The sequence below is a fragment of the Stenotrophomonas sp. STEN021 genome (genome assembly GCF_056760175.1).
The window spans coordinates 1-21,471 of the sequence record NZ_JBRREH010000088.1 but is presented as its reverse complement, the minus strand read 5'-3'; the positions used below and the strand labels follow the sequence as shown (position 1 = coordinate 21,471).

22 protein-coding genes and 1 pseudogene are annotated in these 21,471 nt (G+C 64.6%); 12 read left to right on the top strand and 11 right to left on the bottom strand.

Annotated elements, in window-relative coordinates; translation table 11 throughout:
• Positions 1-150: 150 nt before the first annotated feature.
• On the bottom strand, positions 151-504 hold the full coding sequence (locus ACVOL0_RS16785) for a DMT family protein (RefSeq protein ID WP_481516493.1): 354 nt from the start codon (positions 502-504) through the stop codon (positions 151-153).
• A gap of 164 nt (positions 505-668) precedes the next feature.
• On the opposite strand from ACVOL0_RS16785, the gene ACVOL0_RS16780 reads away from it, so the two are divergent.
• From ACVOL0_RS16780 to ACVOL0_RS16735, 10 genes and pseudogenes are all read left to right on the top strand, one after another.
• Positions 669-1,382 carry a response regulator transcription factor gene (locus ACVOL0_RS16780; RefSeq protein WP_057630720.1) on the top strand — a complete coding sequence of 238 codons (714 nt, stop codon included), beginning with the start codon at positions 669-671 and terminating at the stop codon, positions 1,380-1,382.
• A 139-nt stretch (positions 1,383-1,521) separates the two neighbouring features.
• Positions 1,522-2,793, top strand: coding sequence for a sensor histidine kinase (locus tag ACVOL0_RS16775; RefSeq protein ID WP_481550060.1), 1,272 nt, complete (start codon positions 1,522-1,524; stop codon positions 2,791-2,793).
• A 148-nt stretch (positions 2,794-2,941) separates the two neighbouring features.
• Positions 2,942-3,322, top strand: coding sequence for a diacylglycerol kinase (locus ACVOL0_RS16770; protein WP_481550059.1), 381 nt, complete (start codon positions 2,942-2,944; stop codon positions 3,320-3,322).
• 54 nt (positions 3,323-3,376) lie between these two features.
• Positions 3,377-4,126, top strand: coding sequence for a TerC family protein (locus ACVOL0_RS16765; protein ID WP_481550058.1), 750 nt, complete (start codon positions 3,377-3,379; stop codon positions 4,124-4,126).
• A gap of 269 nt (positions 4,127-4,395) precedes the next feature.
• Positions 4,396-5,028 carry a LemA family protein gene (locus ACVOL0_RS16760; protein ID WP_346499746.1) on the top strand — a complete coding sequence of 211 codons (633 nt, stop codon included), beginning with the start codon at positions 4,396-4,398 and terminating at the stop codon, positions 5,026-5,028.
• Positions 5,029-5,038: 10 nt separating this feature from the next.
• Positions 5,039-5,567, top strand: a pseudogene (locus ACVOL0_RS16755) (TPM domain-containing protein); the annotation flags it as partial.
• A gap of 373 nt (positions 5,568-5,940) precedes the next feature.
• Positions 5,941-6,432, top strand: coding sequence for a TPM domain-containing protein (locus ACVOL0_RS16750; protein WP_481550057.1), 492 nt, complete (start codon positions 5,941-5,943; stop codon positions 6,430-6,432).
• 66 nt (positions 6,433-6,498) lie between these two features.
• Positions 6,499-7,407 carry a prolipoprotein diacylglyceryl transferase gene (lgt, locus tag ACVOL0_RS16745; protein WP_481550056.1) on the top strand — a complete coding sequence of 303 codons (909 nt, stop codon included), beginning with the start codon at positions 6,499-6,501 and terminating at the stop codon, positions 7,405-7,407.
• Positions 7,404-8,198, top strand: a complete 795-nt coding sequence (locus tag ACVOL0_RS16740) for a thymidylate synthase (protein WP_481550055.1) — start codon at positions 7,404-7,406, stop codon at positions 8,196-8,198. The genes lgt and ACVOL0_RS16740 overlap by 4 nt, the downstream gene beginning before the upstream one ends.
• Entirely contained in the window at positions 8,198-8,689 is a 492-nt protein-coding gene (locus tag ACVOL0_RS16735) for a dihydrofolate reductase (protein ID WP_481550054.1), read from the top strand. Before ACVOL0_RS16740 ends, ACVOL0_RS16735 begins: the two co-directional genes overlap by 1 nt.
• Before the next feature lie 213 nt (positions 8,690-8,902).
• Here ACVOL0_RS16735 and ACVOL0_RS16730 read toward each other — a convergent pair whose 3' ends face one another.
• The 10 genes from ACVOL0_RS16730 to ACVOL0_RS16685 form a co-directional block, all read right to left on the bottom strand.
• Positions 8,903-9,544, bottom strand: coding sequence for a DUF1287 domain-containing protein (locus tag ACVOL0_RS16730; RefSeq protein WP_481550053.1), 642 nt, complete (start codon positions 9,542-9,544; stop codon positions 8,903-8,905).
• Positions 9,541-10,578 carry a symmetrical bis(5'-nucleosyl)-tetraphosphatase gene (locus tag ACVOL0_RS16725; protein ID WP_481550052.1) on the bottom strand — a complete coding sequence of 346 codons (1,038 nt, stop codon included), beginning with the start codon at positions 10,576-10,578 and terminating at the stop codon, positions 9,541-9,543. The genes ACVOL0_RS16730 and ACVOL0_RS16725 overlap by 4 nt, the downstream gene beginning before the upstream one ends.
• A complete protein-coding gene (gene apaG, locus ACVOL0_RS16720; RefSeq protein WP_481514020.1) occupies positions 10,578-10,961 on the bottom strand; it encodes a Co2+/Mg2+ efflux protein ApaG in 384 nt (127 codons plus the stop codon). Before apaG ends, ACVOL0_RS16725 begins: the two co-directional genes overlap by 1 nt.
• Positions 10,962-11,010: 49 nt before the next feature.
• Positions 11,011-11,817 carry a 16S rRNA (adenine(1518)-N(6)/adenine(1519)-N(6))-dimethyltransferase RsmA gene (gene rsmA, locus ACVOL0_RS16715; protein ID WP_481550051.1) on the bottom strand — a complete coding sequence of 269 codons (807 nt, stop codon included), beginning with the start codon at positions 11,815-11,817 and terminating at the stop codon, positions 11,011-11,013.
• A complete protein-coding gene (pdxA, locus tag ACVOL0_RS16710; protein WP_481550050.1) occupies positions 11,814-12,794 on the bottom strand; it encodes a 4-hydroxythreonine-4-phosphate dehydrogenase PdxA in 981 nt (326 codons plus the stop codon). Before pdxA ends, rsmA begins: the two co-directional genes overlap by 4 nt.
• A 3-nt stretch (positions 12,795-12,797) precedes the next feature.
• Entirely contained in the window at positions 12,798-14,159 is a 1,362-nt protein-coding gene (locus ACVOL0_RS16705; RefSeq protein WP_481550049.1) for a peptidylprolyl isomerase, read from the bottom strand.
• Complete coding sequence (lptD, locus tag ACVOL0_RS16700; RefSeq protein ID WP_481550048.1) at positions 14,156-16,585, bottom strand: LPS-assembly protein LptD; 2,430 nt, start codon at positions 16,583-16,585, stop codon at positions 14,156-14,158. Before lptD ends, ACVOL0_RS16705 begins: the two co-directional genes overlap by 4 nt.
• 96 nt (positions 16,586-16,681) lie before the next feature.
• The gene (locus ACVOL0_RS16695; RefSeq protein WP_481550061.1) at positions 16,682-17,605 is read right to left on the bottom strand and encodes a histone deacetylase family protein; all 924 of its coding nucleotides are present in this window, start codon (positions 17,603-17,605) and stop codon (positions 16,682-16,684) included.
• A 57-nt stretch (positions 17,606-17,662) separates the two neighbouring features.
• On the bottom strand, positions 17,663-18,217 hold the full coding sequence (locus tag ACVOL0_RS16690) for a cob(I)yrinic acid a,c-diamide adenosyltransferase (protein ID WP_481550047.1): 555 nt from the start codon (positions 18,215-18,217) through the stop codon (positions 17,663-17,665).
• 14 nt (positions 18,218-18,231) lie between these two features.
• Positions 18,232-18,813, bottom strand: coding sequence for a hypothetical protein (locus tag ACVOL0_RS16685; RefSeq protein WP_481550046.1), 582 nt, complete (start codon positions 18,811-18,813; stop codon positions 18,232-18,234).
• A gap of 114 nt (positions 18,814-18,927) precedes the next feature.
• Here ACVOL0_RS16685 and ubiH point away from each other — a divergent pair, with 114 nt between their 5' ends.
• Both ubiH and ACVOL0_RS16675 read left to right on the top strand, forming a co-directional pair.
• Positions 18,928-20,139 (top strand): 2-octaprenyl-6-methoxyphenyl hydroxylase, encoded by a 1,212-nt coding sequence (ubiH, locus tag ACVOL0_RS16680; RefSeq protein WP_481550045.1) that lies wholly within the window; start codon positions 18,928-18,930, stop codon positions 20,137-20,139.
• Complete coding sequence (locus ACVOL0_RS16675; RefSeq protein WP_481550044.1) at positions 20,136-21,314, top strand: UbiH/UbiF family hydroxylase; 1,179 nt, start codon at positions 20,136-20,138, stop codon at positions 21,312-21,314. The genes ubiH and ACVOL0_RS16675 overlap by 4 nt, the downstream gene beginning before the upstream one ends.
• Positions 21,315-21,471 lie beyond the last annotated feature (157 nt).

The following is a 21,471-nucleotide window of genomic DNA, read 5'->3' as shown; positions in this document are numbered from 1 at the left end:
CCCCCCCCGCGGGGCCTCCGGCCGGGGGGGGCGGCCCGGCGGCGGGGCGGCGCGCCGGGTGCTGGGGGCCCCCCCGGGGCGGGGGCGCTCTTCTGGTTTTCCCCCCCCCCCCCCGCGCCCCCCCCCCCGCCGCTCCTACATGCTTCTGGGTTATTCCTTGAACATCAGCAGTGCAGCCACCACGATCAGCGCGAACGCCGCCCAGTGGTTCCACTTCAGTGGTTGCCCCAAGTAGGTGGCAGAGAACACCGCGAACACCACCAGGGTAATTACTTCCTGCATGCCCTTGAGCTGTGGTGCCGAATACACCGCGCTGCCCATGCGGTTGCCTGGTACCTGCAGGCAGTACTCGAAGAAGGCGATACCCCAGCTGACCAGGATCACCGTCATCAAGGGGGCGGTCTTGAACTTCAGATGGCCATACCATGCGATGGTCATGAATACGTTGCTGGCAACCAGCAGCAGTACCGGGTAGAGATAGGCAGTAAAGGACGGGGCGGCCATATCCAGTTTCATCAAGATGGGTCGATAGCATAGGGCGCGGACGGGCAACGCCTTGTCTGTGTCGAGTAGGTTTCAGTTGATACCAATAATGGGCAAGGGCGTCTTCACACGGAGTCCACCAGGAGTGCGGCATCTTTCACAAAGCTGAAGACTAAGGAGGCTCCATGCGACAGACCAAGGAATCGTCCGGGCTGGTATTGGTTGTCGAAGACAACCGCAACATCTCCGAGATGATTGGCGAATACCTGGAAGGCAAGGGGTTTGAGGTGGACTACGCAGCCGATGGCCTGGATGGCTACCGGTTGGCCGCTGAGAACAGTTACGACGTGGTGGTGTTGGACCTGATGCTGCCGCGCCTGGATGGCATCGAGGTATGCCGGCGCCTGCGTAACGAAGCACGAAAGTCCACGCCGGTGCTGATGTTGACCGCACGCGATACGCTGGATGACAAGCTTACCGGGCTGGGCTACGGGGCCGATGACTACCTGACCAAGCCGTTCGCGATACAGGAGCTGGAGGCACGCCTGCGTGCACTGATCCGCCGCGAGCGCCGCCAGGTAGGTGCGGAGGTGCTGAAGGTTGCCGACCTGGTGCTGGACCCGGTGAGCATGCGTGCCACCCGTGCAGGCAGCGAGCTGCAGCTGTCGCCGATCGGATTGCGTCTGCTCACCATCCTGATGCGCGAATCACCGCGCGTGGTTACCCGACAGGAAATCGAGCGCGAGATATGGGGCAATGGGCTGCCCGATTCGGATACCTTGCGCAGCCATCTGTACAACCTGCGCAAGATCATCGACAAGCCGTTCGACCGGCCCTTGTTGCACACCGTGCAGAGTGCGGGTTACCGCATCGCCGACATCGGTCAGTCCATGGGCTGAGCTGCAGGGGGCTTGTACTGGCACCTGTGTATTGAAGAACCGCCGCGGAACATGGGTCGCGGCGGTTTTTTCATGCCAGGTAAGTCTGTGGCGGCGCCAGTCCAGTCCCTATAATCAGGCCGGCTTCGAGGGGGGGCGCATGTCGTACGGGTTACCGCGGAAGATCAGAATAGCCTTCATCCTGCAGGCGCTGCAGGCGCTGCTGGCGAGTCTGGCTGTGCTGCTTGGGGGCTATCTGATGGCCCTGGTGGTCAAGTACGGCCTGATCAATGCAGTCCTGCAGGGCGAGGCGCAGTACTACTGGCAGCAGCGCGCGCAGGCAGCGGATATGACCCCGCCCAATACCCTGCGCATCCGTGGCTACCTGCAGCAGGCAGGGCAACCCGAGGCGACGCTACCTGCGCAGCTGCGCGCACTTGCGCCGGGGTTTCATGAGCTGGAGTCGTCCGATCAGCTGGTGCTGGTGGACCAGCAGCCGGAGGGGCGGCTGTACCTGGTGTACCAGCGTTCGATCTCGCACCGTGCGGCGGTATGGGCAGGGGTGCTGCTGATCCTGCTGGCCATCCATGCATCGTCGTGGCTGACCTATCGGGCTTCCGCGCGGCTGGTTGCACCGGTGAGCTGGCTGGCGCGACGGGTATCGCTGTGGGACCCGCGCCACCCCGATGCGAAGGAGCTGGCACCGGAGCGCTTACCGCCGGAGGTGCAGGGCGAGACCCGGCAATTGGCGTTGGCCCTGCATGACATGGCCGGCAAGGTTGGCGATCACGTGGCACGCGAGCGCAACTTCACCCGTGATGCCAGTCATGAGCTGCGTACGCCGCTGACCGTGATCCGCATGGCCAGCGACATGGCCCTGGCCGATTCCGGGCTGACCCCACGATTGCAGCGCAGCCTGCAGCGCATCCAGCGTGCAGGGCGCGACATGGAGGCGGTGATCGATGCGTTCCTGCTGCTGGCCCGCGAGGTGGATGTGGAGCCGCAGTCGGAGTTGTTCGATGTCGGCGAGGTGGTGCGCTATGAGGCGGCCAACGTTGAAGAGTTGTTGCAGGGCAAGCAGGTGCAGCTGCGGGTGCAGGTTGAAGGCAGCCAGATGCTGATGGGGCCGCCGCGGGCAATGCACGTGGTGGTGGCCAATCTGCTGCGCAACGCCTGCCTGTATACCGATGTGGGCGAGGTGGAGGTGCGGGTGATGCCGGGCCAGGTGGTCGTTCGCGATACCGGTATCGGCATGAGCCGCGAGGCGCTGGCGCGGATCTTCGAGCCCTTCTACCGCGCCGATGGCGGCCGTCAGCTTGGCGTCGGCCTGGGATTGCCGATCGTGCGCAGGCTGTGTGAGCGCTGCGGCTGGCGTATCGAGATGGACAGCCGTGAAGGGCAGGGTACGACCGCGACCCTGCTGTATCGCTGAGCTGCGGTTTCGCGGCGGCGGCGGTAAGCAAAGGCCAGATGTGGCAAAATTGGCGGCTAATCTCACGCTACCGGTGTCATTCCCATGAGCGGTTGTCCAGCCTCCAAGGTTTTGCTCGGCCGCGCTGCGGCAAACGGCAAGGTGTCGAATGGCTGATCAGATCGGGCATATGCCGCGTGGCCCGGGGCGCATCCTCAAGGCCGCCAAGTGGTCCTGGCAGGGGCTTTGTGCTGCCTGGATGCACGAGTCCTCGTTCAGGCTGGAAGTCTGTCTGTTCGTGGTGCTGGCACCGCTGGCGATCTGGTTGGGCCAGGGGCCGGTGGAGCAGATTTTGATGATCGGCTCGATGCTGCTGGTGATCGCCATGGAGTTGGCCAACTCGGCCATCGAGGCGGTGATCGAGCGCTACGGCCCGGAATACCACGTGCTGGCTGGCCGTGCCAAGGACATGGGCTCGGCGGCGGTCTTCGTGCTGATGATGAACGTACTGCTGTGCTGGGGCCTGATTCTGCTGCCGCGCGTTTTTTGACACGTCAGTTGCCGGGTGGCGCTGATGCATTGGTTTTATTGAAGGATTGTTCGCATGTCTCTTGAGTTTCTAGCCGACCCGAACGTATGGGTCACCCTGTTCATGCTCAGCGCACTGGAAATCGTGCTCGGCATCGACAACCTGGTCTTCATCTCCATCGCGGTCGGGCGCCTGCCCGAGGAGAAGCGCCCGCTGGCGCGTCGCGTCGGCATCGCGGTGGCTTGCATCACCCGCATCCTGCTGCTGATCTCGCTGGCCTATCTGGCCCACATGGAGAACAACCTGTTCACCGTGGCCGGCATGGGGATTTCCATCCGTGACCTGGTGCTGATCGTCGGCGGCCTGTTCCTGCTCTACAAGGGCACCAAGGAAATCCGTGAACTGGTCACCGGTGGCGAAGATGCCGACCCGACCACGACCAAGGTGGCTGCTTCGTTCGGCATGGTGATCGCGCAGATCGCGGTGATCGATATCGTGTTCTCGCTGGACTCGGTGATTACTGCCGTCGGCATCGCCTCGCACGTCCCGGTAATGGTCTGTGCGGTGCTGCTGTCGGTAGCGGTGATGCTGCTGGCGGCCAACCCGCTGGGCCGTTTCATCGACGCCAACCCGACCGTGAAGCTGCTGGCGCTGGCCTTCATCCTGATGGTGGGTGCGGTGCTGGTGCTGGATGGTCTGGACGTGCATGTGCCCAAGCCCTACATCTATGCGGCGATGGGTTTCTCGATCCTCGTGGAATGGCTGAACCTGCTGATGCGCCGCAATGCCAAGGCCCATCACGTACCGGGTTCGGACAACTGGTAAGGGCCTGATCGGCCGGCATCGCCGGCCGGCAACAGGACCCAAAGGGCCGGCATTGCCGGCCCTTTTGTTTTTGTGGGAACGGCGTCAGCCGCGAAGCCGGCGCAGCGGTGGTTGCGGGGATGTCCGCAATCTGAGGGATGATTTGCTTCGCGGCTGACGCCGCTCCCACAACAGCCTCGCCCGGGGGGGCTTTGGTCGCCGCTGGTCTTTGCAAACCTTGAACAGGCAACGTGGCATGCTCGGCATTCCAGCCATCCAGGGTCCGACCCATGCGCCAGTACCTTCGCCTGATGTTGCTTGTCATCGCGGTGATTTCCATTTCCGGCTGTGGCTATAACGCCATCCAGCAGAAGGATGAGGCGGTCAAGGCCGGCTGGTCCGAGGTGGTCAACCAGTACAAGCGCCGTGCCGACCTGATCCCCAACCTGGTCAATACCGTGCAGGGCTATGCCCAGCAGGAGCGGCAGGTGCTGACCGAGGTCACCAATGCCCGTTCCAAGGTTGGGCAGATCCAGGTCAATGCCGACGACGCCGATTCGCTCAAGCAGTTTCAGCAAGCCCAGGGCGAACTGGGCAGCGCGCTGTCACGGCTGCTGGTGGTCAGCGAGAACTACCCGACGCTGAAGTCCGACCAGAACTTCCGTGACCTGCAGGCACAGCTGGAAGGCACTGAGAACCGCATCACCGTGGCCCGCGGTCGCTATATCCAGCTGGTGCAGGACTACAACACCTACATCCGCTCGTTCCCGCAGGTGATCACCGCCAAGATGTTCGGCTATGCGGCCAAGCCCAATTTCACCGTCGACAATGAGGCGCAGATCGCGCAGCCGCCGACCGTGAGCTTCGGCACCCAGCCGGCAGCGCCGCAGCAGACGCCGCCGCAGCCCGCACCGGCACAGTGAGCCGCGCGCGATGAGCGCGTTGCTGCAACGGTTCGGTCTGTTGCTTTGCCTGCTCGGCCTCGGCTGGGCAGGGCCGCTGCTGGCCCAGCAGCTGGCGCCAATCCCGCCGCTGGATTCGCCGGTAGTTGATACCACCGGTACCCTCGATGCGGCGCAGAGGCAGGCGCTGGAGCAGCAGGCCCTTGCCCTGCAACAGCGCAAGGGTGCGCAACTGCAGGTGCTGATCGTGCCTACCACCCAGCCGGAGGACATCGCCCAGTACAGCACCCGTGTGTTTGACCAGTGGGCGATTGGCCGCAAGGGTGTGGATGACGGCGTATTGCTGCTGGTGGCCAAGGATGACCGCAGGGTGCGGATCGAGCCGGGTTATGGTCTGGAAGGTGCCATCCCGGATGCGATCGCCAATCGGGTGATCCAGGAATACCTGGTGCCGCACTTCCGCCAGAACGATTACGCCGGCGGCGTTACGGCTGCCAGTGCGGTACTGGTCAAGCTCATCGACGGCGAGGAGCTGCCGGCCCCGGTCAGCAGCAACCGCGATGGCGGCGGTGGCAGCGGTGATTCGATCTTCTTCTTCGCGATCATGATTGGCGTGTTTGCCTCCACCTTCATGCGCATGCTGCTGGCCAAGCTGCCGCGGCCATTGCGTGGTGTGGTGTCCGGGCTGATAGCCGGCGCTGCGGGCTGGTTGCTGTTGTCGATGGCCGGCGGCGCTATTGCCGCCTTTGTCGCCTTTGTGTTTTCGCTGGGCAAAGGCGGCAGTGGCGGATTCGCCAGTGGCGGTGGCTGGGGCGGCGGAGGCGGCTTCGGTGGCGGTGGTTTTGGCGGCGGCGGTGGAGGCTTCGGCGGCGGTGGCGGTTGGGGCGGTGGTGGTGGACGTTCGGGAGGCGGTGGCGCCTCGGGGAGCTGGTGATGCGCTGGTTACGACATTTCTTTGCCCCTTCCGCCCATGCCGCCTTCCCTGAGGCCAGCCTGGACCGGATTGCCCATGCCATTGCCGACGGCGAACGCCTGCACAGCGGCCAGGTGATGTTCGCGGTGGAGTCTGATCTGCCGCTGGCGCTGTTGTGGAAAAACACCAGCGCCCGTGCCCGCGCCGAGCATGCCTTCGCACTGCTGCGGACCTGGGACACCGAGGCCAACAACGGCGTGCTGATCTATCTGTTGCTGGCCGACCATGCCATCGAGATTGTCGCCGACCGTGGCCTGCAGGCGTGGGTGGATTCCGCGCAATGGCAATCGATCTGTGACCAGCTGCGCGAGCAGCTGAACGGAAGTAGTCGCGAGGAAGCCGTGGTGGCGGCGGTGGCCGAGGTCTCGCGGCTGCTGTCTGCGCACTTCCCGCCTGATCCAGCCGGGCGTGGCCGCAACGAGCTACCTGACCACCCGCAGGTGTTCGGCTGAACCATGGGTTGAGTGGCAAGGGCTGCTACCCCGAGAATAGGGGCTGGTTCGCCTGACAGTGCCCGCATGCTCTTTCTTCATGACATAGACCCCATCGCTTTCTCGCTGGGTCCGATCGATGTGCACTGGTACGGCGTCATGTACCTGCTTGGCTTTGCTGCCGCCTGGTGGCTGGGCCGCTCACGCATCCTCGCCGGGCGCTTGCCGGGCGTGGACATGAACGGCTTCTCCGACCTGCTGTTCTACGCGATGTTGGGCGTGGTGCTGGGTGGGCGCATCGGCTACATGTTGTTCTACGCCACCGCCGACTTCCTCGCCAATCCGCTGATCCTGTTGCGGGTATGGGAAGGCGGCATGAGCTTCCATGGTGGCCTGCTCGGCGTGCTGATTGCCGGCGCTTGGTGGACGCGCAAGTACAAGCTGCATTTCTTCGACACCATTGATTTCGTTGCGCCATTGGTGCCGCTGGGCCTGGGCTTTGGTCGCTTGGGCAACTTCATTGGTGGCGAGCTGTATGGCAAGTTCACCAATGCAGGTTGGGGCGTGATCTTCCCGCATTCGCCGCTGAAGGATGTTCCGGCGGGCTTGCCAGCGATGGAGCAGCTGCTGTCGGCGGCGCAGATCCAGCAGGACTACGCTGCTGGCTTGCTGGCCCAGTACGCGCGTCATCCTTCGCAGTTGTATGAAGCGCTGTTGGAAGGCCTGGTGATGTTCCTGGTGCTGTGGTTCTACTCGATGAAGCCGCGCCCGCGGTACGCCGTGTCCGGCCTGTTCGCGCTGCTGTATGGCTGCTTCCGCTTCCTGGTCGAGTTCGTACGCATGCCCGACAACGGCGTGTATGTCGCGTTTGACTGGTTGACCCGTGGCCAGATCCTGAGCCTGCCGTTGATCGTGCTGGGCTTGGTGTTGCTGGCAATGTCGCGCCGCGCGCCGGTGTTGCAGCCGGTGCTTCCACTGGAAGAGAAGAAGGCATGAAGCAATATCTGGATCTGCTGCAACATGTGATGGAGCACGGCACCGAGAAGTCCGACCGCACCGGCACCGGCACGCGCAGCGTGTTCGGCTGGCAGATGCGCTTCGATCTCAGCCAGGGCTTCCCGCTGGTCACCACCAAGAAGCTGCACCTGCGCTCGATCATCCACGAGCTGCTGTGGTTCCTGAAGGGCGATACCAATATCGGCTACCTGAAGGACAACAAGGTCAACATCTGGGACGAGTGGGCCGATGCCAACGGCGACCTCGGCCCGGTCTACGGCAAGCAGTGGCGCAGCTGGGCCACTGCCGATGGCCGCGAGATCGACCAGATGCAGTGGCTGGTGGACGAGATCAAGCGCAATCCGGATTCGCGCAGGCTGGTGGTTAGCGCCTGGAATGTTGGCGAGTTGTCGCAGATGGCGCTGATGCCCTGCCATAACCTGTTCCAGTTCTACGTGGTGGACGGCAAGCTCAGCTGCCAGCTGTACCAGCGCAGCGGCGACATCTTCCTCGGCGTGCCGTTCAACATCGCCAGCTATGCCTTGTTGACGCATATGGTGGCGCAGGCGACCGGGCTGGGTGTGGGTGATTTCGTGCACACGCTGGGCGACGCGCACATCTATTCCAACCATTACGAGCAGGCACGCGAGCAGCTGTCGCGCGAACCGCGCGCGCTACCCACGCTGTGGTTGAACCCGGAGGTGACCGACCTGTTCGGCTTCCAGTTCGACGACATCCGCATCGACGGCTACGATCCGCATCCGGCCATCAAGGCGCCGGTGGCGGTGTGATGAAGCTGTCGATGATCGCCGCGCTGGATCGCAATCGTGGCATCGGCCATGACAATGCGATGCCGTGGCATCTGCCGGATGACTTCAAGCACTTCAAGGCGCTGACCTTGGGCAAGCCCATCCTGATGGGGCGCAAGACCGCAGAGTCGCTGGGGCGCGCGCTGCCGGGGCGAACCAATCTGGTGTTGACCCGCACTGGCCAGGTGCCGTTTGCCGGCATGCGTGCGGTGGCTTCGTTGGACGAGGCGCGGGCGATCGCTGCAGGCGAGGGCGCTGACGAGCTGTGCGTGATCGGTGGCGGCGAGATCTATCGGTTGCTGATGGATCAGGCAACCGACCTGTACCTGACCTGGGTGGATACCGAGGTGAACGCCGATACGCATTTTCCGGATGTGGATCCGGCGCTGTGGCGCGAGGTAGATAGCCAGGCGCATGCAGCGGATGAGCGGCATGCGTTTGCTTTCCGGTTCGCGCATTACGTGCGGCGTTGAGTTGTTTTGAAGCTGAGAGGCTAGGAGCTACGAAGCTACCCCTCCCCAACCCTCCCCTTGGCTGCGCCAAAGGGAGGGAGTAACAGCCTTGGCTACGCGGAATGGTGCAGCCGGCGAGATCCGCCCCCTCCCTTTGGCGTAGCCGAGGGGAGGGTTGGGGAGGGGTAGCTCTTTGCGTTGTATCAGGCGTTCAACGCCTTGCACGAGACTGCATCACCCCGGCATCCGGTAATGCCCGATGATCGTGTGCCGGAACAGCAGATCCTGTTCCTGCGTCCCCTGTGCGATGTTGTGCAGCACCAGCGGGGTGCCATCATCCAGCCGCCGGTCAGAAACGATGCCTACGTGCAGCAGGCCGTTGCCATTGAGCTTCCATGCCACGATGTCACCGGCGGCGTAGTCATCGGCGAGGGTAGTTATCGGTAGCTCCCAGCCCTGGCGCTGGAACCAGCGCATCTGGTTGGGCACGCGGCGGTGGTCGATGTTCCGATCCGGTCGCGACAGTCCCCATAGCGACGGATAGGCGGAGAAATCCCCGCGCATGTCCTCGTTGATGCGCTGCTGCAGGTCAACACCTTGCGTGCGCAGGGCGCGGATCACCACATCGGTGCAGACGCCGCGATCCAGCGGCGGATCGCCACCGGGATAGCCGAGGGAAAAATAGGCCGGATCGTAGCGGGTAGTGACACCGATCTGCGCCCGTGCAGCTGCCACCAGCGGAGGCGAAGTTGCAGCAGGCGTGGGTTCGGTTGCTGCCTGCGACGGCAGACTGGTCTGCGTGTCATCCGTCTGCGGACGACAGCCGGCAAGCACTGCGATGACCATCAGCACCAACGCTGATGGCCAAGGCCTCATGCAGCCGGTCCGTTGTTGTCCGGCGCAGGCGTGCTGTTGCTGCCGTTGTTGTTGCCATTGCCGTTGCGCCCACGCGGACGATGGCGGCGCGGCCGGCGGCGCTGTTCACCGCTGCGCTCGGGGCGGGGCGCTTCACTGCGCGGTTCGGGTTTGGCCTCGGGCTTGGCTTCCGCGCGCGGTTTGCGTGGCGGGTGCTGGCCTGGCACTGGCACTGGTACATCACGGCCCGGCACCTGCACGATGCGCAGGTCTTCGCTGTCCAGCTGCAGTGCGGTGAGCTTGCCGCCCCAGACGGCGCCGGTATCGATGGCGTGCACGCCCTGGGTGATGGTCAGGCCCAGGGCCGACCAATGGCCGCAGACCATTTTCAGTTCGCGCTCGACCCGGCCAGGTACTTCAAACCACGGGTACATGCCTTGCGGCTGGGTGCCCGGGGTGCCCTTGTCTTCCATGCCGATGCGCCCGCTTGGGGTGCAGTAGCGCATGCGGGTAAAGATGTTGATGATCGCGCGCGAGCGGTCGTAGCCGCTCAGGCCCGGTGACCATGCCGGCTTGTCGCCGTACATGTTGCGGAACAACTTGCGGTAGCCATTGCCGTGCAGTTGCAACTCGACTTCGCGGGCATGCTTCTCGGCCAGTGCCACGGTCCACTTCGGTGCCAGACCGGCATGGAACATCATCCAGCCCAGCTCACGGTCGACGTGCGCCAGCTTCTGCATGCGCAGCCAGTCCAGCAGCACGTCGCGGTCCTCGGCCAGCACGATGCGTTGCAGGTCCGGGTTGACCTTGCGCTGCTCCTCTTCGCTGCGCGCGCCAATGGCCAGCAGGGAGAGGTCGTGGTTGCCGAGCACGGTGACGCTGTGTTCGCGCAGTGAATGCACGAGCCGCAATGTTTCCAGTGATTGGCCACCACGGTTGACCAGATCGCCGGCGAACCACAGTTTGTCGCTGGCCGGGTCGAAGTTGATCTTCTCCAGCAAGCGCTGGGTGACGTCGTAGCAACCCTGCAGGTCGCCAATTGCCCAGATCGCCATCAGTGCAGCGTCCTTGGGATGGCGAGCACGAACGGCGCGATCGGCGCGGCGAACTCGGTGCCGTCGTCGGCGATCATGTCGTAGTGGCCCTGCATGGTGCCGCGCTCGGTGCCGAGCATCACGCCGGAGGTGTAGCGGAACTCCTCGCCGGGGCGCAGGCGCGGCTGCTCGCCGACCACGCCATCGCCATCGACGATCTCGACCCGGCCTTCGCCGTCGGTGATGCGCCAATGGCGGCTGATCAGCCGCGCCGGCATGGTGCCGCGGTTGTGGATGCGGATCGTGTAGGCGAACGCAAAGCGCCCGTCTTCAGGGGCCGACTGGTCGTCGATGAAACGAGGCGAGACCTCGATCTCGATCGCGTAGTGGCGGGTGTCTTCCATGGGGAGAGTGTAAGCAAAAGCAGGTGATCGGATTGCGTGTATGCCGCGCTTATTCCTGCGGCAGGTTCGCAAGCCTGATGAAATCGGCAACTTCCAGCTGTTCGGCGCGGGCATCACTGCGCACACCGGCGGCTTCGAACTGGGCCTGGTCAATGACGCCGTTGAGGGCGTTGCGCAGGGTTTTACGGCGCTGGCCGAAGGCGGCGCGGACCACGTCGGCGAAGCGCTTGCGGTCGTTGATGCCGACGCTGGCGGGATCGCGCGGGATCAGCCTGACCACGGCCGAATCCACCTTCGGCGGCGGCCGGAACGCGCCCGGCGGCACCACGAACAGTGCCTTTACCTCGCAGAACGCCTGCAGCATCACGCTCAGGCGGCCGTAAACCTTGCTGCCGGGGCCGGCGGCCATGCGGTCGACCACTTCCTTCTGCAGCATGAAGGTCATGTCCGAGATCGCGGCGGCGTGGTCCAGCGCGTGGAACAGGATAGGCGAGGAGATGTTGTAGGGCAGGTTGCCGACCAGGCGGATCGTTGAACCGGCGGCCAGCTCGGTGAAGTCCACCCGCAGCACGTCGCTGTGGACGATGGTCAGCTCACCCAGCGGCGCGGCCGCTTCGGTCAGCGGCGCGATCAGATCGCGGTCGAACTCGATGACGGTCAGCCTGGGGTGGCGGCGCAGCAGCGGAAAGGTGATGGCGCCCTGGCCGGGGCCGATCTCGACCAGACGGTCGTCACCCTTCGGGTCGACTGCCAGGACGATCTTCTCGACGTAATACTTGTCCGCCAGAAAGTGCTGGCCGAGCTGCTTCTTGGCCGGGGCGGTGAAGCCCGTGCGCGGGGAATGATCTGAATTCATGTGCTGATTTTACGTTGTGCAGCCAGCTGCGCGCATAACGCCGTGGCCGCAAACAGGCTGGAGGGGTCGGCTACGCCCTTGCCGGCGAGGTCCAGGGCGGTGCCATGGTCCACCGCGACGCGCGGGTAGGGCAGGCCCAGGGTGATATTGGTGGCCTGCTCGAAGCCGCTGTATTTGAGTACCGGCAGGCCCTGGTCGTGGTACATCGCCAGCACGGTGTCAAAACCGGCCAGTTTGGCTGGCAGGAAGGCGGTATCGGCGGGCAGCGGGCCGATCAGGTTCAGGCCTTCGCCGCGCATCCGCTCCAGCAGGGGGATGATCAGGTCCAGCTCTTCACGGCCGAGATGGCCGTCTTCGCCGGCGTGCGGATTGAGCCCGAGCACGGCGATACGTGGCTGCACCAGGCCGAAATCGCGGCGCAGGGCAGCATCGGTGGTGCTGATGACCTTGCGCAGGCTGTCAGTGGTGATGGCGTCGGCGACGTCGCGCAGCGGCAGGTGGGTGGTGGCCAGGGCTACACGCACGATGTCATTGGCCAGCATCATCACCACTTCGACGCCGGCCTGGTTGGCCAGCAGTTCAGTGGTGCCGCTATAGGCGATACCGCCCTGGTTGATCATCGCCTTGTGCACCGGGCCGGTGACCACACCATCAAGGCTGCCGTCCAGACAGGCCTGGCCGGCGCCGAGCAGGGCATCGATCACCGCGCGTGCATTGCGCGGATCGGCTTGGCCGAACTGTGATGGGCTGGCGTTGCGCACTTCGCGCAGACGCAAATCGCCGGGGCGGCAGGTAGTGGCATGTTCGGGCAGTAGCTGCAGCGGCAGATTCAGCGCGCTGGCAGCGGCCTGCAAGGTATCCGGGTCCGCAAACGCCAACAGCCGGCAGTCACTGCGCGGCTGTTGGGCAAGACGTATGCAAAGTTCCGGGCCGATCCCGGAGGGCTCGCCCGGAACCAGAGCGAGCTGGGCAATCATGGATCAGGGCTTGGCCGGCTCGGCCGGGGTGCTGGCCGAATCTGCATTGCCTTCCGCACGGTCGCCGCTGCGGAAGCTGACGTAGGCTTCGCCTCGCAGTTCCTGCAGGTAACGGTTGTACTCGTCGTCCAGCTTGCGGCGGCCGATCTGTTCACGGACCTGGGCGCGCTTGTTGTTGTCGGTAACGTCGGTCTGACGGCTGGCCACACGCTGCACGATATGCCAGCCGGCGTCGGTGCGGAACGGAGAGCCGACGCCATTGTCAGTCAGGCTTTCAACCTGCTTGCCGAAGTCCGGGCCGAAGGCATCAGCCGGGAACCAGCCCAGATCACCGCCCTGGCCGCGGCTGTTGGTGTCGTCCGAAGACTCCTTGGCCACGGCCTGGAAGTCGGCGCCGCCAGCAATGCGCGCACGCAGGGTCTCGATCTTGGCCTTGGCAGCTGCATCGTCGACCTGGTCAGTGACGCGCACCAGGATATGGCGGGCGTGGTATTCGGTGACCTTCTGGCCGCTGTCGCCGGCGCCGCCGGCATCACGGGTCTCCACCAGCTTGAGCAGCTGGAAGCCGCTCGGGCCACGGATCGGGCCCAGCACGTCGCCGGCCTTCATGGTCTTGATCTGGTTGGCGAAAGCGCTGGGGATTTCGTCGGCACTGCGCCAACCCAGGTCGCCGCCTTCCAGCGCGTTGGGGCTGTCCGAATAACGGACGGCAGCAGCGGAGAAGTCCAGCTCGCCCTTGTCGAGCAGGCCCTTGACGCCGTCAACCTTGCTCTGGCCAGTGGCGATCTGCTCGGCAGTCGCGCCTTCGGGTACGGCAATCAGGATGTGCGCCAGGTGGAACTGGGCACCGCCGGCGTTCTGCTGGGCCAGGGCGGCGTCCACTTCACCTTCGCTGACGCTGATGCGGCTCTGCGCAAAGCTCTGGCGCAGGCGCTGGGTGATGATTTCCTCGCGCACCGAGTTACGGAAGTCGGAGAAACCGATGCCGTCCTGGCTCAGGCGTTGGCGCAGGCCATCAACGTTGGTGCCGTTCTGCTGGGCGATGCTGCTGATGGCGTGGTTGAGCTCTTCATCGCTGACGCGGATGCCGCTGCTCTCGGCGCGGGCCACCTGCAGCTTGACCAGCACCAGGCGCTCCAGTACCTGACGTTCCAGCACCGATTCCGGCGGCAGCTGGGCTTCACGCCCGGCGTACTGGCCCTTGATGTTGGCGACCGCACGCTGCAGTTCGCTCTGCAGGATGACGCCCTCGTCGACGATGGCGGCAATGCGGTCCAGCGGTTGCGTCTGCTGCGCAACAGCCGGGGCGGCAACGCCGGAGAACGCCAGCAAGGTGGCGAGGACTGCAGGAAGGGTCTTGGTCATGGAATCTGGTTGGGATCGTAGTCGTCGTCGTTCGCTTCGATGTTGCTCGGCGGAACGAGGTAGAGGTCGTCTCGGTTGTAGCCGAGAATAGCACGGCGCAAGGTGCGGTCCGTGTTCTGCCCGACCGAGCTCAGGCCCTTGAGCACGAACTCGATCTGGAACGAATTGTTGAGGTCGCCTTCGCGGTTTCTGACGTAGCGGCGGGCCAGTGCACGCACTGCCAGGCAGCAGCTGTCCCACTGGACACCGCCAATGATTTCCAGCGGCTTGCGGTCGAGCATGGAGTAGTAGTAACGGCCAACGACGCTCCAGCGCGGGTTGATCGGGTACAGGAAGGAGAAGTCGGCCTGCTTGAGCTGTTCCTGACCAGTGGTTGGGTTGCCGCGGTAACGGTAGCTCAGGTTGATCACGCCGTCGTCCGGCAGCAGGTAGCGCGCCCGTACACTGGCTAGGTCTTCCTTGCGGAACTTGGGGTTCCACTGGTAGGTGGTACCCAGGGTCCAGCGGTCGGTCATGGCCCAGTTGACGTCGGCCACCCAGGCAGACTTGCTTTCGCTCACCACCGGGTCGCCAGGGTTGACGGTGACCCGCGAGTCTTCGAAATAGCTGATCTGGCCAATGCTGGCCGAGAGCTTTTCGCGACCATCGGCCTGGCGGATCAGGCGCGTGGTCAGTGCCGTGGTCAGCTGGTTGGCATCGTTCTGGCGGTCGGCGCCAGTGAAGCGCGAGTCGCGGAACAGCTGGCCCCAGCTGAAGGTAAAGGCGCGGGTATCGAACAGCGGCAGATCAGACTGGTCGCGGTATGGAGAGTTCAGGTAGAACAGCCGCGGTTCCAGCGTATTCAGGTAGGACTTGCCGCCGAGCGTGGTCTCACGATCGAAGAACAGACCCATGTCGATGCTGGCAATGGGCATGCTGCGGGTGGGTGAGGTATTGCCGCGCAGCTGCTCTGGAGTCGGGTTGGTGATGCCGGCGGCATTCAGTTGTTTGAGGCGGATGTCGTCGGCCAGGCCGCGCTCCAGGTCATAGGCGGTATAGCGCCAGGCCAGGGTCGGGGTGATGTACCAGGCGGCCCCGCCGAGTGGCATCGAGACATAAGGCTTGATGTCCAGGCGCGAACCGCCAAACATCCGTGTGACATCACCAGTGCGGACATATTCACCATCTGCATCCAGCGTCTTGTGGCGGATGTCATCGTGGGTGAAACGTACCGCTTCGGCGTAGACGCCGGCTTCAAACCAACGGCCGAAGTTTTCATCCCAGGTGGCAAACAGGCGCGGTTGACGGCTGTAGGGCAGGGATTCTTCAGTCAGCGTGTAATCGGTCAGCTGCCATTCGTCGGCCATGATACCGGCGGTCCAGGCCCGGCCGGTGCCATACAGGCCGGCGGTGCTCTGTATGTTTGAGGCGGTAATGCCGTTCAAACGGTTGGAAAAATCCTCGACATAGCGTTCGTCGCTGACCCAGGCCACATTGCCCCGGGCCTGCCAGTTCTTGTCGATGTTGTGATAACCCTCGAACGACAGGCTGCCACGGTCACGGTCGCGCAGCGAGTCGTTCGGCATGTATGTCGTATCCAGCTGGCCACGGCCACCGGAATACAAGTAGCGGAACTCGTTGTCGAGCAGCAGCCCGCGCCTGCTCATGTAGCGCGGGGTCAAGGTGTCATCGTAGTTTGGTGCCAGATTGAAGTAGATCGGCTGCGCGTAGTCAAAGCCATTTCGGCCAGACAGGCTGATCTTTGGATAGAGCAGGCCGGTCATGCGCCGGTCGTCGATCGGGAACTTGAAATAGGGCATGTACAGCACGGGCACCTTGCCCACGCGCAGCACCGCGTTGCGGGCGGTGCCGAAGCCTTCTTCATTGTCGACATCGATCTGCGGCGCCACCAGCTTCCACACCGGTTGCGAGGGATCGCAGGTGGTGTAGCTGGAATGGTGCATCTGCCCGGTCGAGCCCTGCAGGTCGACCGAGTCGGCCGAGCCGTTGCCACGGCGGGAAACCAACTGGTAACGGATATCGCTGATCTTGTGCGAGTCCGTTTCCTGATTGCCTTCGGCGCGTTCGGCGACCATCCGGATCGACGAATCTGAATATCGGACATTGCCTTCGGCAATGTAATTGCCGCTTTCAGTATCCAGGCGCAGGCTGTCGGCGCCCATGAACTGGTCGCCACGCTTGAGCAGCACGTTGCCCTGATATTGCGGTACAGCGCTGGTGCCAGTGAGCTCGTTGCCTTCGATGTCGGTGGGCAACTTCTCGCGGTTGGCTGCTGCAGCGGGATCCGCCGGCGGTGCCTCGTCAAACGCGGGAAGCGTGTCGGTAGCCGGGCACAGGCCCCAGTTCACCGGCTTATCGTCGGCCCAGGCGGGCAGGCAGATGGCAATGCCCAAGGGCAGGGGAAGCAGGCGGAGAGCTTTGCGCACGCGGTTCGCATTCGGGGGAAAACGGCCGCTAGCTTGCCGCATCGTCTGCATGGGGGCAATGAAAGCCTGCCGGATGGGCCGGGCAGGGTTCATCCATCAACGGTTTGCGAGCAGCTCCTGGACGTGCGCGACGCTACATTCGCGCAGGGCCTGCAGGTCGTAGCCGCCTTCCAGCATGGAGACCACGCGGCCGCTGCCATGGCGTTGGGCGAGCTTGACCAGCTCGGCGGTCAGCCAGCCGAAATCCTCGGTTTCGACCATCAGGTCGGCCTGTGGGTCACGCATATGGGCGTCGAAACCGGCCGAGATGAACAACAATTGCGGCCTGAACGCCTCGATCTGCGGCAGCATCTCGTCGGCCCAGGTATTGCGGAAGCGGAAGCCCCCACTGCCTGGCGGCAGCAGGATGTTGCAGATATTGCCGACCCCGCGTTCGCGCATATTGCCCGAGTAGGGGAACAGGCCCGACTGGTGGGTGCTGTAGTAGGCGATCTTGGGCTCAGTTTCGAAGATGGCCTGGGTACCATTGCCGTGGTGTACGTCGAAATCGACGATGGCGATGCGCTCCAGGCCGTACTTGTCGCGGGCATAGGCCGCGGCCACGGCGATGTTGTTGAACAGGCAGAAGCCCATCGCGGTATCGGCGGTGGCGTGGTGGCCGGGCGGGCGCACCGCGCAGAACACGTGCTTGTTGCCGTCTTCAAGCATCACTGCGTCAACTGCGGCGACACCGGCACCGGCGGCGTGCAAAGCTGCATTGGCCGAACCGGGTGAGCTGAAGGTGTCCAGGTCGATGCGTCGCAGCGGCGCGGTCTGCACCTGCAGGACAGCATCGATCAGTTCGCGGGTATGCACCCGGGCCAGCTCACCGAGCTTGGCTGGCGGCGCATTGCGCCATTCCAACTGATCCGGAAACTCGGCGCGGAGGGCGGAGATAACGGCGTGCAGGCGCTCCGGCGACTCGGGGTGATCGATGCCGGGGTCATGTTCAAGGCAGGCAGGGTGGGTGAATACCAGCATGGCCGCACTGTAACCGTCGACGCCGCGCGGTGCGCGGCGTCGCATGGGAGGGGAGGATCAGCCGTGACGGCGTTCGTGGTTCCACAGCACTTCGCCATGGCCACCGGCCCGGGCAAGTACGCGGGAAAGGACGAACAGCAGGTCGGACAGGCGGTTGAGATAGCGCACCGCTTCGGCACGGATGTCTTCGACCCGGGCCAGGGCCACGGTTTCACGCTCGGCACGGCGGACGATGGTGCGGGCCAGGTGGCAACGCGCAGCACCTTCACCGCCAGCTGGCAGGATGAAATCCTTCAGTGGCGGCAGGTCGTCGTTGTAGCGGTCAAGATGCTGCTCCAGCGCATCGATGTCGGCGCCCTGGATGGCGGCGTGGCCGGGGATGCACAGCTCGCCGCCGAGGTCGAACAACTGGTGCTGGATGGTGGTCAGCAGCGTGCGCACGTCCTCGGGCAGGTCCACGGCCAGCAGCACGCCGATGGCCGAGTTGGCCTCGTCGACGGTGCCATAAGCATTGACCCGCAGTGAATCCTTGCCGGTGCGGCTGCCATCACCCAGGCCGGTGCTGCCATCGTCGCCGGTGCGGGTGTAGATCTTGGAAAGGCGGTTACCCATTGCTGAGCGCGCCCTTAGTGGGCAACGCGGCCAGCGGCCGGCTGCTTGCTGATGGCTTCAGCCACAACCTGTACCAGCGCGGCAGCGCCGATGTACATGGCTGCGGTCTGCATGTAGGGCAGCAGCCAGTCGCTGTAGTTCTTGGCCCAGCCAGCGAAGGTCGGCTCGGCCACCGAGGCGCTGATCCAGTAGAAGCTGCCCTGGGCGATCAGGTGGCACAGCGCGACCGAACCGATCACGGTGGCGGCCAGCATGGCCAGCGACTTGAGGTTGGCGCTGCGGTAGTAGCGACGCAGCAGCATGCCGCCGGTCCACATCGCGAAGTAGGCCGGGATCAGCATCCAGTAAGCGGCCGAGACGCAGTAGTGCTGCCAGAAGCTCATGCCCTGGTTGGAGATGACCGTCCAGTCAACCACCACTGCCAGACCCATCAGCAGCGGGAACGCCCAGCGGGTCCAGCTGCGCAGGTAGAAGCCGCCAATGAAGAACACCGCCCACGAGGCATCCGGAACCGGTGCGAAGTGGTTGAGGCGGGTGCCGGCCATCAGCAGCACGAGCAGGGACAGGATGATGGCGCGTTGGGCATTGGCGGTCATGGTGGCGGTTTCCGTTAATCAGACAGCCATTCTAGCCGCAGTGGGAGTGAACCGGCGGTTGCGCTGCGGCAAGGGCCGGCGACCGGGCGGGTGAAGCCCCGTTATCATTGGCCCATGAGCAAGAACCATGACGTAGTGATCGTCGGTGGTGGGCTGGTGGGTGCCAGCCTGGCCATCGCATTGGACCGGCTGGGGCTGGATGTAGGGCTGATCGAGGCGACCCCGGGCGGCGCGCTGCCCACGGTGTTCGACCAGCGCAACCTCAGCTTTGCGGCAGCCACGGTCAATGCGCTGACCGCGCTGGGGGTGATGCAGAAGCTGGTCAATCCCGGTGGCCCGATCCGTCGCATCCATGTCAGCCGCGCCGGTGACTTCGGCCGGGTAGTGATGCAGGCCAGTGACTACGGCCGCGAGGCGTTCGGCCAGGTGGTGGTGGCGCGTGACTTTGGCCAGGCGCTGGAGGCCCGTTTGGGCGAACTGCAACGGCTGACCCGTTACCGTCCGGCGAAGTTCATCGGCCTGGGCGCAGGCAGTGATGGGCGCCGCGAGGTGGTCATTGCCGGCGACGCGGGTGAGCAGCGCCTGCAGGCCCGGCTGGTGGTTGGCGCTGATGGCACCCGCAGCGCGGTTCGGCAAGCGTTGGCTATCGAGATCAGTGAGCACGACTATGGGCAGACGCTGTTCGTGGCGCGGCTACGTGCAGCCAAGGCCCCGGATGGCACTGCCTATGAGCGCTTCACCAATACCGGCCCGACTGCATTGCTACCGCGTGGCGACCGCCATTACGGCGTGGTCCACGGTGTCGCCCGCACCGAGGCCGATGCGGTGATGGCGCTGGACGACGCGGCGTGGCTGGCGCGGTTGCAGGACACCGTGGGCTGGCGCGCCGGGCGGCTGCTGGAAAGCGGCCCGCGCAGCGCCTATCCGCTGATCCAGGTGTTGGCGCAGAAGCTGGTTGGCGAGCGCGCGCTGCTGCTGGGCAATGCCGCGCAGACCATCCATCCGCTGGGTGCGCAGGGTTTCAACCTCGGCCTGCGCGATGCGCTGACCCTGGCCGAGCTGATTGGCGACGCCGCGCAGGACCCGGGCAGCGACGACCTGCTGCAGGCCTATGTGGCGCGCCGCGGTCCCGACCGCGAGCAGACGTTGGCGTTCTCCGATGGGCTTGCCCGTTTGACCAGCAATGCCACGCCGCTGATACGGCCGCTGCGCAGCCTGGGTTTTGTCGCCGCGGCACAAGCGCCGGCGGTGCAGTCCTTCCTGGTCGGTGGCGCGATGGGCTTCCGCGGGCAGGTGCCCGAGCTGTGCAGGAGTGAAGCGCGATGAGCCGGCGCGGACAGTGGGATGCGGTAGTCGTCGGCGGTGGCGTGGTTGGCGCGGCGTGTGCGCTGGCGCTGGCCGGGGAAGGCCTGCAGGTGGCGATGGTGGAAGGCCGCGAGCCACCGCCGTGGTCGCCACAGAAGCCGGACCTGCGTGTGTTCGCGTTTGCCGCCGATAACGCTGCCTTGCTGGAATCTCTGGGCGTGTGGAAGCAGGTGGATCAGGCCCGCGCCCGCGCGTATCGGCGCATGCGGGTGTGGGATGCCGGTGGTGGCGGCGATCTGACTTTCGATGCCGATACCCTGGGCCGCCGTGAGCTTGGCTGGATTGTCGAGAACGGTTTGCTGGTGGATCGGCTGTGGGCCGCATTGCCGGCGGCCGGGGTGCAGTTGTATTGCCCGGCGCGAGTGGAAGCGATGGAGCAGGACGCGCAGGGCGTGCGCCTGCGTCTGGATGATGGCCGTCGGGTCGAGGCCTCGACCGCGATTGCCGCCGATGGCGCCGAATCCACCCTGCGTACCTTGGCAGGCTTGGATGTCAGCCGACATGATTACGGCCAGCGCGGCGTGGTCGCCTATGTGGACACTGCGCTGCCGAACGAAGACACCGCCTGGCAGCGTTTCCTCGATACCGGCCCGTTGGCGGTGCTGCCGTTCGACCGCAACCGCAGCTCCATTGTCTGGACCTTGCCTGACGCCGAAGCCGAGCGCGTGCTGGCATTGGACGAGGACAGCTTCAACCGTGAGCTGACCAATGCATTTGCCGGGCGCTTGGGGGAGATGCGCTTGGTCTCGGCGCGCGCTGCGTTCCCGCTACGCCGACAATTGGCCACCGCCTATGTGGCGGGGCGCGTGTTGACCTTGGGTGATGCAGCGCACGTGGTGCATCCGCTGGCCGGGCAGGGTGTGAATCTGGGCCTGCGTGATGTGGCCGGCCTGCGTGATCTTGTGCGCGAAGCCAGGCAGCGTCGGCAGGACTGGAGCTCGCCACACCGCCTGCAGCGCTGGGCGCGTACCCGGCGCAGCGAGAACACGGTGGCCGCTTACAGCTTCGATGCGATCAACAAGGTGTTCTCCAACGACGAAATGCACCTGACCCTGGCGCGCGGCGCGCTATTGGGCCTGGCGGGCAAGATGCCGCCACTGATGTCCATGTTCTGGAAACGCGCCTCCGGCCTGTAGGCAATGTAGTGCCGAGCCATGCTCGGCAAGGGCCTTACCAGCAATGCCAGTGTAGTGCCGAGTCATGCTCGGCAAGGGCTTTACCAGCAATGCCTGTAGTGCCGAGCCATGCTCGGCTGGCGCTTCACCTGTAGTGCCGAGCCATGCTCGGCTGGGC

Coding starts and splice junctions, on each gene's coding strand:
- ACVOL0_RS16675 (WP_481550044.1), top strand. CDS start 20,136: ATGAGCCGGCGCGGACAGTGGGATGCGGTAGTCGTCGGCGGTGGCGTG.
- ACVOL0_RS16770 (WP_481550059.1), top strand. CDS start 2,942: ATGGCTGATCAGATCGGGCATATGCCGCGTGGCCCGGGGCGCATCCTC.
- ACVOL0_RS16725 (WP_481550052.1), bottom strand. CDS start 10,578: ATGGCGATCTGGGCAATTGGCGACCTGCAGGGTTGCTACGACGTCACC.
- ACVOL0_RS16740 (WP_481550055.1), top strand. CDS start 7,404: ATGAAGCAATATCTGGATCTGCTGCAACATGTGATGGAGCACGGCACC.
- ACVOL0_RS16730 (WP_481550053.1), bottom strand. CDS start 9,544: ATGAGGCCTTGGCCATCAGCGTTGGTGCTGATGGTCATCGCAGTGCTT.
- ACVOL0_RS16695 (WP_481550061.1), bottom strand. CDS start 17,605: ATGCTGGTATTCACCCACCCTGCCTGCCTTGAACATGACCCCGGCATC.
- ubiH (WP_481550045.1), top strand. CDS start 18,928: ATGAGCAAGAACCATGACGTAGTGATCGTCGGTGGTGGGCTGGTGGGT.
- ACVOL0_RS16685 (WP_481550046.1), bottom strand. CDS start 18,813: ATGACCGCCAATGCCCAACGCGCCATCATCCTGTCCCTGCTCGTGCTG.
- ACVOL0_RS16690 (WP_481550047.1), bottom strand. CDS start 18,217: ATGGGTAACCGCCTTTCCAAGATCTACACCCGCACCGGCGACGATGGC.
- apaG (WP_481514020.1), bottom strand. CDS start 10,961: ATGGAAGACACCCGCCACTACGCGATCGAGATCGAGGTCTCGCCTCGT.
- ACVOL0_RS16765 (WP_481550058.1), top strand. CDS start 3,377: ATGTCTCTTGAGTTTCTAGCCGACCCGAACGTATGGGTCACCCTGTTC.
- ACVOL0_RS16780 (WP_057630720.1), top strand. CDS start 669: ATGCGACAGACCAAGGAATCGTCCGGGCTGGTATTGGTTGTCGAAGAC.
- ACVOL0_RS16760 (WP_346499746.1), top strand. CDS start 4,396: ATGCGCCAGTACCTTCGCCTGATGTTGCTTGTCATCGCGGTGATTTCC.
- ACVOL0_RS16775 (WP_481550060.1), top strand. CDS start 1,522: ATGTCGTACGGGTTACCGCGGAAGATCAGAATAGCCTTCATCCTGCAG.
- ACVOL0_RS16785 (WP_481516493.1), bottom strand. CDS start 504: ATGGCCGCCCCGTCCTTTACTGCCTATCTCTACCCGGTACTGCTGCTG.
- ACVOL0_RS16750 (WP_481550057.1), top strand. CDS start 5,941: ATGCGCTGGTTACGACATTTCTTTGCCCCTTCCGCCCATGCCGCCTTC.
- ACVOL0_RS16735 (WP_481550054.1), top strand. CDS start 8,198: ATGAAGCTGTCGATGATCGCCGCGCTGGATCGCAATCGTGGCATCGGC.
- rsmA (WP_481550051.1), bottom strand. CDS start 11,817: ATGAATTCAGATCATTCCCCGCGCACGGGCTTCACCGCCCCGGCCAAG.
- lgt (WP_481550056.1), top strand. CDS start 6,499: ATGCTCTTTCTTCATGACATAGACCCCATCGCTTTCTCGCTGGGTCCG.
- pdxA (WP_481550050.1), bottom strand. CDS start 12,794: ATGATTGCCCAGCTCGCTCTGGTTCCGGGCGAGCCCTCCGGGATCGGC.
- ACVOL0_RS16705 (WP_481550049.1), bottom strand. CDS start 14,159: ATGACCAAGACCCTTCCTGCAGTCCTCGCCACCTTGCTGGCGTTCTCC.